The 15620-nt window shown below is 63.6% G+C and carries 11 protein-coding genes; all 11 read left to right on the top strand.

Annotated features, from left to right (window positions below; all coding sequences use genetic code 11):
- Positions 1-398: 398 nt before the first annotated feature.
- A complete protein-coding gene (locus IRZ31_RS13685) occupies positions 399-1319 on the top strand; it encodes a class I SAM-dependent methyltransferase (RefSeq protein ID WP_297154558.1) in 921 nt (306 codons plus the stop codon).
- A gap of 205 nt (positions 1320-1524) precedes the next feature.
- Complete coding sequence (locus IRZ31_RS13680) at positions 1525-1869, top strand: hypothetical protein (protein WP_297154556.1); 345 nt, start codon at positions 1525-1527, stop codon at positions 1867-1869.
- Positions 1817-3478 carry a hypothetical protein gene (locus IRZ31_RS13675; protein WP_297154554.1) on the top strand — a complete coding sequence of 554 codons (1662 nt, stop codon included), beginning with the start codon at positions 1817-1819 and terminating at the stop codon, positions 3476-3478. Before IRZ31_RS13680 ends, IRZ31_RS13675 begins: the two co-directional genes overlap by 53 nt.
- A gap of 358 nt (positions 3479-3836) precedes the next feature.
- Positions 3837-4604, top strand: coding sequence for an urease accessory UreF family protein (locus tag IRZ31_RS13670; RefSeq protein WP_297154552.1), 768 nt, complete (start codon positions 3837-3839; stop codon positions 4602-4604).
- A gap of 123 nt (positions 4605-4727) precedes the next feature.
- Positions 4728-5696 carry an urease accessory protein UreD gene (locus IRZ31_RS13665; RefSeq protein ID WP_297154550.1) on the top strand — a complete coding sequence of 323 codons (969 nt, stop codon included), beginning with the start codon at positions 4728-4730 and terminating at the stop codon, positions 5694-5696.
- A 103-nt stretch (positions 5697-5799) separates the two neighbouring features.
- On the top strand, positions 5800-6102 hold the full coding sequence (locus tag IRZ31_RS13660) for an urease subunit gamma (RefSeq protein ID WP_112432540.1): 303 nt from the start codon (positions 5800-5802) through the stop codon (positions 6100-6102).
- Positions 6103-6141: 39 nt separating this feature from the next.
- On the top strand, positions 6142-6582 hold the full coding sequence (locus IRZ31_RS13655; RefSeq protein WP_297154547.1) for an urease subunit beta: 441 nt from the start codon (positions 6142-6144) through the stop codon (positions 6580-6582).
- Entirely contained in the window at positions 6579-8312 is a 1734-nt protein-coding gene (ureC, locus tag IRZ31_RS13650; RefSeq protein ID WP_297154545.1) for an urease subunit alpha, read from the top strand. Before IRZ31_RS13655 ends, ureC begins: the two co-directional genes overlap by 4 nt.
- Positions 8313-8387: 75 nt before the next feature.
- Positions 8388-9047 (top strand): urease accessory protein UreG, encoded by a 660-nt coding sequence (ureG, locus tag IRZ31_RS13645; RefSeq protein ID WP_297154543.1) that lies wholly within the window; start codon positions 8388-8390, stop codon positions 9045-9047.
- A 628-nt stretch (positions 9048-9675) separates the two neighbouring features.
- Positions 9676-13209, top strand: coding sequence for a helicase-related protein (locus tag IRZ31_RS13640; protein WP_297154541.1), 3534 nt, complete (start codon positions 9676-9678; stop codon positions 13207-13209).
- On the top strand, positions 13206-15620 hold a 2415-nt coding region (locus IRZ31_RS13635; RefSeq protein WP_297154539.1), incomplete at its 3' end, for a DUF1156 domain-containing protein. The genes IRZ31_RS13640 and IRZ31_RS13635, both read left to right, overlap by 4 nt.

Here is a 15620-nt window from a genome sequence, read left to right as displayed (position 1 = left end):
ATGAGGCTGCACCCGCCCTTTCAGGGATCTCCCGGTAGCAGAAGCTTCTGGGTAATAAGGGGGAGACGAGCTGGCACCCCGTCTTCCCCTTATTCTTTTGCCGGCCTCCGCCCACCCACTCGTATCCTCTCTGTTCTCCTGGTTTTACTACTCCAAAAGTATTCTTTCTCTAAGATGAAAGAGCAAATGTGCAAGAAGTATCAGATGCCAGCTCTGCGCGATCTCTTCCCTTCAATGGCGCCGTACGCTATACTCTCTGCGGGAGGATGAGCCGCAGCTTTTCTCGATCCTCTCTTTCTTCGAGAGACAAACCAGGCGTCGATTCACTGACTCACCAGCGAGCGAGTCAGCACAGCGACTCATCAAACAAATAGCCACTCGGTCGAACAAAGGAGGCCATGATGCCATTTTGGGGTCTACTACGTCGCAAGCGGCCCACGACGCCGGCCCGCGCTCTCCATGCCCCGACACTGGCACAGCCGCCAGCGGAGCAGGAGCGCGCTGCCCGGTTTCAGCGCCGCTACCTGGAAGACGTCCCCTACCTGCTGCCTAAGGATGAGGCAGAGATCGATCGTCTCAACTTCCAGCACTACGCCCTGATGAGCGTCCAGAAGGTTCACATTGTTGCACCGCTTGAAAACTATCCCCAGGCAATCCTCGATGTCGGCTGCGGTACCGGCCTCTGGGCGCGCGAAGTCGGCCATCGCTTCCCCGCCTGCCGCGTTGTGGGTGTTGATGTGGAGCCACCGGAGCGACTACCCACAACGCCCGTCAATGTGCAGTTTCTCTACAGCGATGTGCTCAAGGGGCTGCCTTTCGATGACAACTCGTTCGATCTGGTCCATCAACGCCTGCTGATCTCGGCTATCCCCGCCCGTTCGTGGCTGGCAGTGGTACGCGAGCTGCTGCGCGTGACCAGGCCGGGCGGCTGGCTGCAGCTGACGGAGACCGGCGGCTACTACCATCGTCCAGGCCCGCTCTCGCTCCGGGTCAGCGGTCTCCTTGACCGCGCCTTCGAGCGCTGGGGCTTTGATCCCTATATCGCCGAGCATCTGCCGATGTACCTGCAACAGGCCGGGGCGGTCGAGGTGGAGAAGTGTGTGTACAGCGTTGTGTTAGGCGAAGGAGGTGGCCAGGGCGGGCGCCTCCTGCAGAAGGATCTGCTGGCTCTACTCCATGCCCTGAGTGAGCGCATGGCTTCCCTCATCGCGCGCGAGGAATGGCAACGCATGCTTGAGGCCCTGCCGGCTGAATGGGCCGCCTATCAGACCGCCTTCCAGTTCCATGTGACGGTGGGCCGTAAGCCGGAGGCTTCCTAGCGACAGCCTGGCAAAGATCTGGTCCCATCCAGGGGGAAAGAACCCGGCGTACGCGTCCGGCCTTCTTTCCCCCCTGACACGAACTTCATGCATCCTGCACAAAACTTCTGTCCCCTTATGCGTTAAATTGGCCATAGCCTCCTCTCCTATTTGGCTCTATACTGATCTGCAGAGGCCACAATGGCGCGCTCTCTGTGCAGTTTGTATGAAGCTACGCGAAGCGCTTCACCCAGTGGCTCGCCATGATCAGGGATGGAGCGAGCTGGTGCATCGCGTCGAGGCTCCTCTCAGAGACGAGGTCACTATTCCTGTCGGCTGCCGCTTTGATGGCACCTGCGAGGCTGCGGGCCGCACACGCTATCTTGCGAGCGCAGCGCGCCCCAGGCGTTCAGATCGCCTGGCAACCAGCCTGCTAGCTGGTCGCTCTGGCTCGCCGATCGCTCGTCCGCTGTTTGACCCGTTGTGTTCTCTGCCAGCAGATGAGGAGGCTTCTGCGCATGCTCGAAAAGGAAGCAACACCTGTCGCCGTCAATGCTCTCTCCACCGCTGACAAGCCGAAACGTCGCTTTAATTTGCTGGTGAACAACCCGGTGCTGGAGGATTATTCGCTGCGCTATGCGCCGCGTTCGTTCCGCAAGTGGGGAACGCTGGCAGTGGCGAGCGCCGCCCTGGGTGGGATCGCTTATCTGGCCGACTTTGCCATCGGAGCCGACATTATTATCGCGCACGGCTTCAGTAACGCGGTGGCAGCTATTCTGCTGGCCGCCGTGGTGATTTTCTTGACGGGCATCCCGATCGCCTATTATTCGGCTCGCTATAACATCGATATGGATCTGTTGACGCGCGGGGCCGGCTTCGGCTATCTGGGGTCGACGCTGACGTCGCTGATCTATGCAAGCTTTACTTTTATCTTTTTCGCCCTTGAAGGCTCGATCATGGCCCAGGCCCTCCATCTCTATACGGGTCTGCCGCTGCCGTGGGCCTATCTGGTGTGCGCGCTGCTGATTATTCCGCTGGTGGTCTTCGGGATGACGCTGCTGGCAAAGCTGCAGACCTGGACGCAGCCGCTCTGGCTGGTGCTCTATGTGCTGCCCTTCCTGGCGATCCTCTGGAAGGACCCCGGCGCCTTCGCGGCCTGGACTCACTTCGGCGGTCTCTCTCCGACGGGCGCCAGCCTGGTGCCGCTGGCAGTGGGAGCCGGCGCGGGCGTGGCCCTCTCGCTGATTGCCCAGATCGGGGAGCAGGCCGATTATCTGCGCTTCATGCCGGATAAGACGCGCGAGAATAGCGGGCGCTGGTGGCTGGCGGTGTTGAGCGCCGGCCCGGGCTGGGTGATTCTGGGGGCGCTGAAGCAGCTGGCCGGGGCCTTTCTGGCTTTCTATATCTTCGCTGAGGTTGGGGCCCAGCTGGCCGATCAGCCAATTCAGCAGCTGCTGAAGGGCTTCAGTGTGCTGATCCCCAATCCGTGGCTGGCCTTGACGGTGGCAACCTTCTTCGTGCTGCTCTCCCAGGTGAAGATCAATGTGACGAACGCTTATTCCGGGTCGCTGTCGTGGTCGAATTTCTTTTCGCGGATCTTGCACCGCCACCCGGGGCGTGTGGTCTGGCTCTTTCTCAATGTGGGCATCGCCCTCTTGCTGATGGAGCTGAATATGTTCGCCTTCTTGAATACGATCCTGGGCTTCTATTCGAATGTGGCTATTGCCTGGATCGGGGCCGTGGTGGCGGACCTGGTGATCAATAAGCCGCTGCTGAAGCTGAGTCCTCCGTACATCGAGTTTAAGCGCGCGCACCTGTATACGATTAATCCGGTGGGCTTCGGGGCGACGCTGGTGGCTTCGGTGCTGTCGGTGCTGGCCTTCTTCGGGCTGTTTGGTCCGGTGGCGCAGGCTTTCTCGCCGTTCCTGGCTCTGGCGATCGCCTTCGTGCTGTCGCCGCTGCTGGCGGTGCTGACGCGCGGGAAGTACTATATTGCGCGCGAAAATACGGCTGCGCATGCCTCCAGCGAGGGGGAGCTGCCGCTGCTGCCGTGCTCGGTTTGCTCGGATGCCTATGAGGCGCCCGATACGACGTTTTGCCCGTACCACGAGGGCACGATCTGTTCGCTGTGTTGCACGTTGGAAAAGGATTGTCACGACCTGTGTAAGGCGACGGCCTAGCTTCGCTATTCCGCGGGAGGGAAAGCAAAGGCTGGTGTGACGGTCAGTCAGTCGGTCGGTCAGTCAGTCAGCCAGTTGTCCGCCTGCTCAAGCGGTTACTGCACTGGCCGGCGGGTCGGCTGGCTGGCCGTCTGCCAGCAGGTCGGTTTTGGGGGACCGGCGTAGCATAGAAGAGAGGCGGGATGTCTTGCTGTGAGGCCGCGTGGTGAACCGCGCTGAACTGACCTGCCCACTCCTCCCCAATGGCATGCTCCGACCGCATCCCGCCTCTCTTTTCTTTGTGTGGCGACAGTGGGCTTTCTCCGCCTGCTCCGGGTTGTGTCTGGCTTTTCTCGAACGAACGAAAGGGGGTGTTCCTATGGCGGCTTTGTTGGGCGAGCCTTCAGTACCAGAGTCGCCGACACAGGACTCGCCAGGCCCGGACCTGATGCCGTTGCAGGTGCTGCAGTTGCTGCAGCTGTGCGATAGTGCGCTGCCGGTAGGGGGCAGCGCGCACTCATTTGGTTTGGAGACGCTGGTGGCTGAGGAGCTGCTGACGGTGGAGACGCTGGAGGAATTTTTGCACGCTTATTTGACGGAGGCCGGGCTGCTGGAGGGGGTCTTTTTCGGGCGCGGGCACCGCCTGGCGCAGGTGACTGAGCCGGGGGAGTTCCTGACACGCTGGCGGGCGCTGAACGCGGAGCTAAGCGCCCTGAAGCTGGCGCGCGAGAGCCGCCAGGCGAGCACGATGATGGGGCGTCGCCTGCTGCATCTTGTTCAGGGCTGGTTCAGCGAGGAGCGCCTGGCGCTGGCGCAGCAGGTGGCGCTGCGCGAGGACGGCACGAGTCATTATGCGCTGGCCGCTGGCCTGCTCTGCGGCTTGCTGGGGATCAATGAGCGGGTGGCTCTGGCCGCCTTTTTGCAGCAGCAATCGGCGGCCTTGCTGGCAGCGTGTCAGCGCCTGTTGCCTCTGGGTCAGCGACGGGCCATGTTGCTGCTGTGGCAGCTGAAGCCGACGCTGCTGGCCGTGACAGGGCAGGCGCTGGGCTATTTGGAGCGCGGTGAGGAGCCGTGGCAATGGACGCCTCTGGTAGAGCTGGGCAGTCTGCGTCACCCTCACCTGGAGACGCGCCTCTTTATCAGTTAGCCCGCAGCGCTCTCCCGCTCGCTCGCTGGTCTCTGATCAGAGAGCCTGGACGGCCTGACTGGCAGACGATCACAATCAAGCAAGCAGACAGGTAGAAAAAGCAAGGAAGGAGCGAGGCTTTGGATGCGGGCGCTGAGCGCTGAGTCGGGACAGGGAGGCGCCGGCGAGCTGGCCGGGGAGATAGCGGCAGGGCGAGCGGAAGGAGGACGGGAGCCGATGGTCGCCGGGCAGGCGTATCGCCAGGAGGTGGCGGGCTTTTTACGGTTGGGCTTTGGTTACGATGCGGCGACCGGTCGGACGCGGCTGCTTGTCCAGGAGCAGCGGCCACCGCTGCAGGTGGTGCGGGCCTTTGCGCTGGAGGACGGCGGGGCCTTGGTGCATGTGCACAATCTCTCGGGCGGAGTGCTGGGCGGCGATGAGCATGAGCTGCTGATCGAGGTGGGAGCCGGGGCGCGGGCGATGCTGACCTCGACCGGGGCGACGCGCCTCTATCGCCCGCGCGCAGATGATCGACCCGCCCGGCAGCGCTGGCAGGTCCAAGTCGGCGCCGGGGCTTTGTTGGAGCACCTGCCCGATGTGCTGATTCCCTTTGCCGGGGCACGCTATCGCCAGGAAGTGACGATTGCGCTGGCGGAGGACGCCGGCCTGTTCTGGTGGGAGATCGTGGCTCCGGGCCGCCTGGCGCGCGGGGAGTGCTTCGCCTATGCGTGGCTGGAACTGGCGCTGATGATCAGGAGCACCCGGCGCCCGCTGGCGATCGAGCGCTTTCGTCTGGAGCCGACCGCCAGGCCGCCGCTCTCGCTGGCGCGTCTGGGACCGTACCGCTACTGTGCGAGCCTCTATGTGTGCCGCACAGGTCAGCCGCCGCAGCGCTGGGCCGACCTGGAAGCAGAGCTGGCGGCGCTGGCACAGGAGCTGAGTCGGCCCGGCTGCTGCGTTTGGGGTGTGAGCCGTCTGCCGGCTGATGGGCTGGTGGTGCGCGGGCTGGCCCAGGAGGGGCTGACGCTCGGTCACCAGCTGCCGGAGTTCTGGCGCCTGGCGCGGCTGCGCCTCTATGGGAGCGCGGTGCCGTTGCCGCGCAAGATCTACTGATGATGGCTGCGGGCTGCCCTGGAGGGCAGTCCGGGGTGATAGGCGATATGACGGGCATCTGCCTGAGCTGAGCAAGGCAAGGAGGAAGGAGGTTTGTCGCTCGATGTATTTGACGCTGCGCGAACAGGAGAAGCTCTTGATTGTGGTGGCGGCTGAGCTGGCACGCAAGCGGCGGGCGCGCGGTCTGAAGCTCAACTATCCCGAGGCGGTGGCCTTGCTGGCCGCCGAGATGATGGAGGCGGCGCGCGATGGGCGCAGCGTGGCCGAAATCATGACGCTGGGCACGACTGTGCTGACGCGCGACGATGTGATGGAGGGTGTGCCTGAGATGATCCAGGAGGTGCAGATCGAGGCCACCTTTCCCGATGGGACGAAGCTGGTGACGGTTCACGATCCAATCCGCTAGCGCTGGTTACCAGCCGGGAGGGAGAAAGGAGGTCTCGCAATGGGAGCTGCTGAAGACGGTGAGGTTCGGCCAGGGTCAGGACCGTCGGGGCTGGATGGCCTGGCGCCCGGGGCCTATCTGTTGGCCGAGGGGGAGGTCGTGCTCAATGCTGGTCGGCGCACGGCCCGACTGCGGGTGCGCAATAGCGGCGACCGTCCGGTACAGGTTGGAAGTCACTACCACTTTTTCGAGGTCAATCCGGCCCTGCAGTTCGAGCGCGCCGCCGCCTATGGGATGCGCCTCAATATTGCCGCCGGGACGGCGGTGCGCTTCGAGCCGGGCGAGGAGAAAGAGGTGACACTGGTAGCCTTCGGGGGCCGGCGGGCGATCTACGGGCATCGCGGCCAGGTCAATGGGCCGCTGGAAGCAAGGCCGCCGGCGCCGGCAGGGGAGGCCGCCGACGCCGAGGGGCAGAGGTCTGGCGAGGAGGGCAGGCTATGAGTTTATCGCTGCCACGTCGCACCTATGCTGATCTCTATGGGCCGACGGTCGGCGATCGCGTGCGTCTGGCCGATACGGCCTTGTTGATAGAGATTGAGCGCGATTATACGGTCTATGGCGATGAGGTGACTTTTGGTGGCGGGAAGGTGATCCGCGATGGAATGGGGCAGAGCAGCCAGGCGCTGCGCGAGGCGGGGCCAGGCCAGGCGAGGGCGCTGGATCTGGTGATCACGAATGCCATTGTGCTCGACCATTGGGGGATCGTGAAGGGCGATATTGGCATCAGGGATGGGCGCATTGTGAAGGTGGGCAAGGCGGGCAATCCCGATACGATGGAGGGGGTTGATCCCGAGCTGGTGATCGGGGCCAGTACGGAGGTGATCGCCGGCGAGCACCTGATCGTGACGCCGGGCGGCATCGATAGTCACATTCACTTCATCTCGCCGCAGCAGGTCTATGAGGCGCTGGCCAACGGGATCACGACGATGATCGGCGGGGGTACAGGCCCGGCGACGGGGACGAATGCGACGACCTGTACGCCGGGGGCCTGGTATCTGGCGCGCATGTTGCAGGCCGCTGAGCACTGGCCGCTGAATTTCGGCTTCCTGGGCAAGGGCAATGCCGCCGCGGAGGGGCCGCTGCTGGAGCAGATTCGGGCGGGGGCCTGCGGGCTGAAGTTGCATGAGGACTGGGGCAGTACACCGGCGGCCATCGATGCCTGCTTGCGGGTGGCTGAGATCTGCGATGTGCAGGTGGCGATCCATACGGATACGATGAATGAGAGTGGCTTTGTGGAGGAGACGATCGCGGCCATTGCCGGGCGGACGATCCATACCTACCATACGGAAGGGGCTGGCGGCGGCCATGCGCCCGATATTATTCGCGTGGCGGGCCTGCCGCATGTGCTGCCGTCCTCGACGAATCCGACGCGGCCTTATACGGTCAATACGCTGGCTGAGCATCTGGATATGTTGATGGTCTGCCATCATCTGAATCCCCAGGTGCCGGAGGATGTGGCCTTTGCCGAGAGTCGCATTCGTCCGGAGACGATCGCGGCGGAGGATATTCTGCACGATCTGGGAGTGATCAGTATGATGTCGAGCGATTCGCAGGCGATGGGGCGCATCGGCGAGGTGGTGCTGCGTACCTGGCAGACGGCCCACAAGATGAAGATGCAGCGCGGGCCGCTGCCCGAGGATTCGGAGCGCAATGATAATGTTCGGGTCAAGCGCTATCTGGCAAAGTATACGATTAATCCGGCGATTACGCACGGGGTGGCGCGAGAGATCGGCTCGATCGAGCCGGGGAAGCTGGCTGATCTGGTCTTGTGGAAGCCGGCCTTTTTCGGGGTGCGGCCCGAGATGGTGATTAAGGGTGGTTTCATTGCCTGGAGCGTGATGGGCGATCCCAATGCTTCGATTCCGACGCCGCAGCCAGCTCTTTATCGTCCGATGTTTGGCTCCTTTGGCTCGGCGGTGGCGGCGACGAGTTTGACCTTTGTTTCGCGGGCGGCCCTGGAGGACGGGGTGCCGCAGCGCCTGGGCCTGCGCAAGCGGGCGGTGGCCGTTGAGGGCTGCCGCGCCATTGGCAAGCGGGATATGGTGCACAATACGGCGACGCCGCGGATCGAGGTGGACCCCGAGACGTATGAGGTGCGCGCCGATGGGGAGCTGTTGACCTGCGAGCCGGCGCGTGTCTTGCCGCTGGCGCAGCGCTACTTTTTGTTCTGATCGTGATCTCTTATTGTGGGGGCTATGTGTCTGTCTGGTGTCTAGCCACGGAATGCAGCAAAGGAGGAAGCGGCGATGAGTCAGTCACTTGAGCCGATGAGGCGAGCTTTTCGGGTGGGTATTGCCGGACCGGTTGGCAGCGGTAAGACGGCGCTGGTGGATTGCCTGAGTCGGCGCCTGCGCGAGCGCTATAATCTGGCGGTGGTGACAAACGATATTTATACGCGCGAGGATGCGGAGTTTTTGCTGCGGCAGGGGACGCTGCCGGCGGAGCGGGTGCGCGGTGTAGAGACGGGTTGCTGTCCGCACACGGCGATCCGTGATGATGTGTCGATGAACGAGGAGGCGATCGCCGATCTGGAGGCGAGCCTGCCGGGGTTGGAGCTGGTATTGATCGAGAGCGGTGGGGATAATCTGGCGGCTTCTTTCAGTCCCGATCTGGTGGATGTCTGGATCTATGTGATCGATGTGGCTGAGGGGGAGAAGATGCCGCGCAAGGGTGGGCCGGGGATTCTGCGTTCGGATCTGCTGCTGATCAATAAGATTGATCTGGCGCCGTATGTGGGGGCGTCGCTTGAGGTGATGGAGCGTGATACGCGGCGCCAGCGCGGTGAGCGTCCTTTTGTTTTTACGAACCTGCGCAGCGGCGAGGGGCTGGATGTGGTGGTCGGTTGGCTGGAGGAGCAGCTGGCGCGGGCGCGCGGGTCACAGCGCCATCTTCTTTCAGAACGGTAGTTCCCCTTCCTCTGTCAGCTCGGTTGGTCTGCTGGAACGGGAGCCAGAGCGAGGCCGCGGCGGGTGCCACGGTGGTCTTGCTCTGGCTCTTTCTTCCTCTGCCTGGCTCCAGTCCAGAGAGAGACCGGAGACCGGGAGGCGAGATGTGCGGTTGAGACAGTGCTTTCTGGGGCTAGCAAATCTTCCATTCTTGACCGCCGCGACCTGCACGCCTTATTATCTGAAGTGCTTGACGGTGGGCGAGTTCATCCGCAATTTTGCGCGCTCGCTCTCGTCTTTTCTTTGGAAATCATGACATCAATGTCCAGTTAGCATCTCCAACGCAGGAGAGGACAGAGAGCGCTGACGCAAGGTCGCCCCTCCACGGTGCCTGCTTCCCCGAGAAGAGGTGGCCCGATCCCTGTCTATCTGTCTGTCTTCCTATCGGCTGGTTTGTCGGGACCCGGACCGGCCCCGGCTGCTGCCCGGCCCGGCTCTGCTGGTGCTGACTGGCTCGCTTCAGCGGCTTTGCGCTCTTTGTGGGGCAAGGCCGGGATTTTTTGGCTGCCTATGGGGGTAAGGCACTGGTGCTTTTGTACGGTTTTTGCTCCTCTTGTTCGCTGTAAGGTTGGAAAGAGGTGTGCCTGCAATGGCTTCCGTTCAAGAGCTGCATCCTAATGTGCGCGTGCGGGGGTTGCATCCCACTGAGGTGGTGACACTGCTTTCGGTTCAGTCCCACGGCCCGGACACGGTCGAGGTGGTCTATCGCGATGCCAATGGCCGCCTTGGCTCTGAGCTGCTCTATGCTGAGCGTCTGGCTCAGCTGACGGTGGTGCCCGCCGAGGAGCGCTGGTCGTTCAAGGCGGATGGGAAGTGCTTTCGTCTGGTCTCAGAGGCTTATCGTATTCGCCTGGCCTATCTCTTCGATCCGTTGCTGGCCGTCCATACGTCCTTGATTGAGCCGTTGCCGCATCAGATTACGGCGGTCTATGAGACGCTGCTGGCGCGCCAGCCGCTGCGCTACGTGCTGGCGGATGATCCCGGGGCCGGCAAGACGATTATGACGGGCCTGCTGATTAAGGAGCTGCAGCTGCGCGGGGCCTTGCAGCGCTGTCTGATCGTGGCCCCCGGCAATCTGGTGGAGCAGTGGCAGGATGAGCTGAAGAGCAAGTTTCAGCTGCCATTTGAGATCTTGACAAGAGATCGGGTGGCGACCTCGCTGTCGGGCAATCCGTTTATAGAGATGCCGCTGCTGATTGCGCGCCTGGATATGCTGGCACGCGATGAGATGCTGCGCTCCTGTCTGGGAGAAGCGTCGTGGGATCTGGTGGTCTTTGATGAGGCGCATAAGCTGTCGGCGACCTTTGTGGGCGATGAGGTGAAGTATACGAAGCGCTACCATCTGGGGGAGCTGCTGGGGGCGCGGACGTCGCATCTGCTGCTGCTGACGGCAACGCCGCATAATGGTAAGGATGAGGATTTTCAGCTCTTTCTGCGCTTACTCGATCCTGATCGGTTTGCGGGCCGTATTCGCGCTGGGGTAAAGCCGGCTGAGGTTGGCGATTTGATGCGTCATTTGTTGAAGGAGCAGCTTTATACGTTCGAGGGGAAGCCGCTCTTTCCCGAGCGCTATGCGTCGACGCTGGCTTATCAGCTCTCGCCTCTGGAGCAGCAGCTGTATCAGCAGGTGACGGAGTATGTGCGCCAGGAGTTTAATCGCGCCGATGCTCTGCAGGGTGGGCGTAAAGGCACGGTGGGCTTTGCGCTGACGATTCTGCAGCGCCGGCTGGCGTCGTCGCCGGAGGCCATCTATCAGTCGCTGCATCGGCGCCGCTCGCGCCTGGAGAAGCGTCTGGAGGAGCTGCGCCAGCAGCGGGAGACGATGCTGGAGGAGCTGGAGGAGCTGCCGCTGCTGGATGAGGAGGATCTGGAGGAGTTGGAGGAGGATGCGCCGGATGCAGAGCGGGAGCAGTTGGAGGAGGCTGTGGTGGATCGGGCGACGGCGGCGCGGACGATGGCCGAGCTGGAGCTGGAGATCGTGCGCTTGCAGGAGCTGGAGCGGCTGGCTGATGAGGTGCGCCGCAGTGGCCGTGATCGGAAGTGGGAGCAGCTGTCGGATCTGCTTCAGCATGAGCAGGCGATGTTCGATGCTGAGGGCCGGCGCAGTAAGCTGGTGATTTTTACGGAGCATCGCGATACGTTGCTCTATTTGCAGCGGCGTATTGCGAATTTGCTGGGACGCAGCGAGGCGGTGGTGACGATTCACGGCGGGATGGATCGCGTGGAACGCCGGCAGGTTCAGGAGGCCTTTACGCAGGACCCAGAGGTGGTGATCCTGGTGGCGACGGATGCGGCAGGCGAGGGGATCAATTTGCAGCGGGCCCATCTGATGGTGAACTACGATCTGCCGTGGAATCCGAACCGGCTGGAGCAGCGCTTTGGACGCATCCATCGTATCGGGCAAAAGTATCCGTGTTATTTGTGGAATCTGGTGGCGCTGAATACGCGCGAGGGCGAGGTATACTATCATTTGCTGGAAAAGCTGGATAAGGAGCGCAAGGCTCTGGGCGGTCAGGTCTTTGATGTGTTGGGGCGGTTGCAGTTCGGTGAGCGCTCGCTGCGCGATTTGATTGTGGAGGCGATCCGCTATGGGGACCGGCCCGAGGTGCGGGCGCGCCTGGAGCAGACGGTGGAGACAGCGCTGGATCGTGCGCATCTGCAGCGCTTGCTTGAGGAGCGGGCGCTGACGCATGAGGTCTGGGATGTGGTGCGGGTGCGCCAGGTGCGCGAGGAGATGGAGCGGGCCCAGGCGCGGCGCTTGCAGCCGCATTTTGTGGAGGCCTTTTTCCTGGAGGCCTTTCACCGTCTGGGGGGTCGCTATTATCGGCGCGAGAAGGGCCGCTATGAGCTGCATGTGCCGCAGCCTATTCGCGAACGGCGCCCGCCCGGGCTGGGGCAGGTGCTGCTGCCGCGCTATGAGCGGGTGACGTTTGAGAAGGAGCGGATGACGGTGCCGGGGAAGCCGCCGGCGGAGTTGCTCTGTCCGGGCCATCCGTTGTTGGAGGCGGTGCTGGATCTGGTGCTGAAGAAGCAGGAGCTGCTGCAGCAGGGGGCGATGTTGCTTGATCCGCGGGATGCGGGAACTGAGCCACGGGTGCTTTTTTATCTGGAGATGACGATTCAGGATGGCCGCCTCGATGCCTCGGGTCAGCGTTATGTGGCGGCGCGCCAGTTGCTGTTTGTGGAGTGCACGGCCCGGGGGGAGATGTATCCGGCGGGCTATGCGCCTTTCCTGGATTATCGCCCTCTGATGAAAGAGGAGCAGCAGGCGCTGATGGATGTGCCGGCGGCTCCCTGGCTGCAGGATGCGCTGGAGGAGCGGGCGCGCTCGTATGCTATCGAGGAGGTGGTGCCGCGCTATCTGGCGGAGGTGCGTCGTCAGCGCGAGGAGCAGGTGGAGCGGGTGAGGCGGGCGGTGCATGAGCGCCTGACGCAGGAGATTATCTATTGGGATAAGCGGGTGGCCGAGCTGGAGGCGGCGGAGCGTCAGGGGAAGGTGAATGCGCGTTTGAATGCGGAGCAGGCTCGCCAGCGCTGTCAGGAGTTTGAGGGGCGCCTGCGCCTGCGGATGGAGGAGCTGGATCAGGAGCGGATGCTGACGCCGCTGCCGCCGCGGGTGCTGGGGGCGGCCCTGGTGGTGCCCGCGGGTCTGCTGTTGGAGCGCCTGCGCCAGCAGTCAGGGGAGGCGGCTCCGCCCGAGTGGGAGCGCGAGGGTGCGGAGGATGATCTCGGTCTGGAGCGCAATCCCGAGGTGGAGCGGCTGGCGATGGAGGCGGTGATGGAGGTGGAGCGGGAGCTGGGCTATGAGCCGCGCGATGTGAGTCGGGAGAAGCGGGGCTATGATATTGAGTCGCGCGAGCCGGCGACGGGGGCGCTGCGCTTTCTTGAGGTGAAGGGCAGGACGCGAGGGGCCTCAAGTGTGTTTGTGACGCGCAATGAGATTCTGACGGCGCTGAATCAGCCGGAGCGCTTTGTGCTGGCGCTGGTGCTGGTGGAGAGGGAGGGGCCGCAGTGCGCGGTGTGGTATGTGCCCCGACCTTTTGAGCGAGCTCCTGATCTGGGGGCTTGCGGGGTTCTTTATGAGATTGATAAACTACTGCCAAAGGGAGAGCGTTTGCGATGAGCGAGACAATGAAGAAGAAGTTGATTGAGGTGGCGCTGCCGCTGAAGGCGATTAACGAGGCCTCCTCTCGGGAGAAGTCGCTGCGCCACGGCCATCCTTCGACGCTGCATCTGTGGTGGTCGCGTAAGCCGCTGGCGACGGCGCGCGCTGTGCTGTTCGCCTCGCTGGTGGACGATCCTTCAGCCCACCCGGAGCGCTTCCCCGATGAGGCCAGCCAGGAGGAGGAGCGCGAGCGGCTTTTCGAGCTGATCCGCCAGCTGGTCAGGTGGGAGAACACGACGAAGGAAAGCGTGCTGGCGCAGGCGCGGGAGGAGATTCAACGCGCGACCAATGGGGCGCCGCCGCCGGTGCTTGATCCTTTTGCCGGTGGCGGGTCGATTCCGCTGGAGGCCCAGCGTCTGGGGCTGGAGGCCCATGCTGGCGATCTCAACCCGGTGGCGGTGCTGATCAATAAGGCGCTGATCGAGATTCCGCCGCGCTTCGCCGGGCGCCCGCCGGTCCACCCGCAGGCGCGGCAGGAGCTGCTCAAGGGCCAGTGGCAGGGAGCACATGGGCTGGCTGCCGATATTCGGGCCTATGGCCAGTGGCTGCGCGATGAGGCCGCACGCCGCATCGGCCACCTCTACCCGCGCGTCTCGCTGGGGGGAGAGCTGGCGGACGGTGAGCGCGCCAATGGAGCCAGCGAGGCGACGGTGATCGCCTGGCTCTGGGCGCGCACGGTGACCTGCCCGAATCCCGCCTGTGGGGCGCAGATGCCACTGGTGAGCAAGTGGTGGCTTTCGAAGAAGCGGGGACATGAGACCTGGGTTGAGCCGCAGGTGGAGCGGGAGGCCAGGCCGCCGCGCGTGCGCTTCGTGGTGCGCACGGGCGAGGGGGAGCCGCCGGCAGGGACGGTCAACCGCCGCGGAGCGCGCTGCGTGGTCTGCGATACCACCGTCTCTTTTGAACATATTCGTGCCGAGGGGCGCGCTGGTCGCATGGGTGCTCAGTTGATGGCAGTTGTGGTTGACGGCCCTGCTGGGCGCCTCTACCTGACACCCGTCGAGGAACAGATTACCATAGCCACCCAAGCAGAACCTTCCGAGCGTCCCGGACATGCTCTTCCTCACAATCCAAGGGACTTTAAGACACCTAATTACGGTATGACCACCTTTGGCGACCTCTTCACCCCGCGCCAGCTGGTGGCCCTGACCACCTTCAGCGACCTGATCTCAGAGGCGCGCGAGCGCGTGCTGACCGATGCCCGCGCTGCCTGGCAGCTCTTCGACCCAGCCGGAGCCAACGACGAGCGCCAGTTGCGCGAGGGTGGCAGCGGCCCGGTCGCCTATGCCGACGCCCTGGCCACTTACCTGGCCCTGGCCATCGATCGCTGCGCCGATCGTTGGTCGGCGCTGTGTGCGTGGGATGTTACCAGGGAAAATATCAGAAATACCTTCGCCCGTCAGGCCCTGCCGATGATCTGGGACTTCGCCGAGGCCAACCCCTTCAGCGAGGCGACGGGTAGCTTCATGGGAGCCATCCACTGGGTCGCTGAGGCCATCGAGGCCGTCCCTTGCAGCGCCGCCGGCCAGGCCAGGCAGTGCGAAGCCAGCAGCAGCGTCAACGGCGTCAACCGGCCCCTGATCTCGACCGACCCCCCCTACTACGACAACGTTGGCTACGCCGACCTCTCGGACTTCTTCTACGTCTGGCTGCGCCGCAGCCTGGCCCCCATCTATCCCGACCTCTTCGCCACCCTGCTCACCCCCAAGAGCAGCGAGCTGATCGCCTCGTCCTACCGCCACGAGGGCGACAAAGAGGCGGCGCGCCGCTTCTTCGAGGAGGGCCTGCGCCGCGTCTTCGCGAACCTGCGCGCCGCCCAGCATCCCGACTATCCCCTCACCGTCTACTATGCCTTCAAGCAGGCCGAGGTCGAACGGGCCGAGGACGAGGCACTTGACGAGGAGCTAGAGGAAGCTGCTGAAACACCAGCAGAGAACGAGACTGAGGCCACTGAGGCACTCCAACCAGCGGCCCAGCACCGCAACGGCAACAAAGCCGCCAACGGCCAGAACGGCACTGCCCTGGTGGCCTCCACCGGCTGGGAGACCATGCTGGAGAGCCTGATCAGCTCCGGCTTCACCATCACCGGCACCTGGCCTATCCGCACCGAGATGTCCAACCGTAGCGTCGCAATGGGGACCAACGCCCTGGACTCCTCGATCGTCCTCGTCTGCCGTCCACGCCCGGAGAACGCGCCTGTCGCCTCGCGCCAGCAATTTATCCGCGAGCTGCGCCAGGAGCTGCCCCAGGCCGTCCGCCACCTGCAGGAGGGAGGCATCGCCCCCGTCGACCTGGCCCAGGCCAGCATCGGCCCCGGCATGGCCATCTACTCCCGCTACCGCCGCGTCGAAGAGGTCGACGGCACCCCG

Source organism: Thermogemmatispora sp. (genome assembly GCF_019683635.1).
Lineage (GTDB): Bacteria > Chloroflexota > Ktedonobacteria > Ktedonobacterales > Ktedonobacteraceae > Thermogemmatispora.
The sequence above is the reverse complement of the archived record's forward strand: the minus strand, read 5'-3'. Positions and strand labels throughout refer to the sequence as shown.

Bases quoted from the DNA above. Each gene is read 5' to 3' on its own strand.
- IRZ31_RS13685 (WP_297154558.1), top strand. From the start codon at position 399: ATGATGCCATTTTGGGGTCTACTACGTCGCAAGCGGCCCACGACGCCG.
- IRZ31_RS13680 (WP_297154556.1), top strand. From the start codon at position 1,525: ATGAAGCTACGCGAAGCGCTTCACCCAGTGGCTCGCCATGATCAGGGA.
- IRZ31_RS13675 (WP_297154554.1), top strand. From the start codon at position 1,817: ATGCTCGAAAAGGAAGCAACACCTGTCGCCGTCAATGCTCTCTCCACC.
- IRZ31_RS13670 (WP_297154552.1), top strand. From the start codon at position 3,837: ATGGCGGCTTTGTTGGGCGAGCCTTCAGTACCAGAGTCGCCGACACAG.
- IRZ31_RS13665 (WP_297154550.1), top strand. From the start codon at position 4,728: ATGCGGGCGCTGAGCGCTGAGTCGGGACAGGGAGGCGCCGGCGAGCTG.
- IRZ31_RS13660 (WP_112432540.1), top strand. From the start codon at position 5,800: ATGTATTTGACGCTGCGCGAACAGGAGAAGCTCTTGATTGTGGTGGCG.
- IRZ31_RS13655 (WP_297154547.1), top strand. From the start codon at position 6,142: ATGGGAGCTGCTGAAGACGGTGAGGTTCGGCCAGGGTCAGGACCGTCG.
- ureC (WP_297154545.1), top strand. From the start codon at position 6,579: ATGAGTTTATCGCTGCCACGTCGCACCTATGCTGATCTCTATGGGCCG.
- ureG (WP_297154543.1), top strand. From the start codon at position 8,388: ATGAGTCAGTCACTTGAGCCGATGAGGCGAGCTTTTCGGGTGGGTATT.
- IRZ31_RS13640 (WP_297154541.1), top strand. From the start codon at position 9,676: ATGGCTTCCGTTCAAGAGCTGCATCCTAATGTGCGCGTGCGGGGGTTG.